The following is a 615-nucleotide window of genomic DNA, read 5'->3' as shown; positions in this document are numbered from 1 at the left end:
CGTGCGCGGCTTTGCCGCGCACGCCTAATTATTTACTTTAATAATGCCTATTTTTTTGGGAGGAAGGGAGTATTAAATACCCTAATACATGATCATGCCTTCACAAATATGGGTTGTGATATAGTTTTTTGTGTCTTAAAACATGCATTTATAAAAAAATGACTAAAGTCAAAATTGCCTCCACGACCGATGTCAGTTCCGATAAAGTCCTGAAGACCAGTGCCAATGGGAAATCTGTCCTCGTCGCAAAAGTTGGTGATAATTATTGTGCGATCGCCAATAAATGTCCTCATTTTGGACTGCCCTTAGCCAAAGGTAAATTTGAAAATGGTGTCATTACCTGTCCTTTTCATGGTTCTAAATTTGAAATTTGTACTGGTAAGAATGTTGAATGGGTAGATTCCTTTGTCGGGATTCCTCTACCTGCTATTGCCCAGAAAATGATCGCGATGGGTAAGTCTCCCACTGATGTGGCAAATTTTGCAGTCACTCAAGAAGGAACCGATCTGTTTATTGATTCCTAGATCTGCGATCGCTAAATATCGCTAAATAACGTCAGTTCGGGTTAAACTGGCAAATTTTAAAAGCCCAAAAGTAAAAGCCTTGCTACGCAAG

1 protein-coding gene is annotated in these 615 nt (G+C 39.8%); it reads left to right on the top strand.

Annotated elements, in window-relative coordinates:
* Positions 1 to 158: 158 nt before the first annotated feature.
* Positions 159 to 524, top strand: a complete 366-nt coding sequence (locus tag PSE7429_RS23075) for a Rieske (2Fe-2S) protein (protein WP_009629830.1) — start codon at positions 159 to 161, stop codon at positions 522 to 524.
* The last annotated feature ends 91 nt before the right edge of the window (positions 525 to 615 follow it).

Origin of the sequence: Pseudanabaena biceps PCC 7429, assembly GCF_000332215.1 — a bacterium.
Lineage (GTDB): Bacteria > Cyanobacteriota > Cyanobacteriia > Pseudanabaenales > Pseudanabaenaceae > Pseudanabaena > Pseudanabaena biceps.
This window is presented reverse-complemented; position numbering and strand designations above follow the sequence as displayed.

Excerpts from the sequence above, each read along its gene's own strand:
- PSE7429_RS23075 (WP_009629830.1), top strand. The coding sequence starts at position 159 with ATGACTAAAGTCAAAATTGCCTCCACGACCGATGTCAGTTCCGATAAA.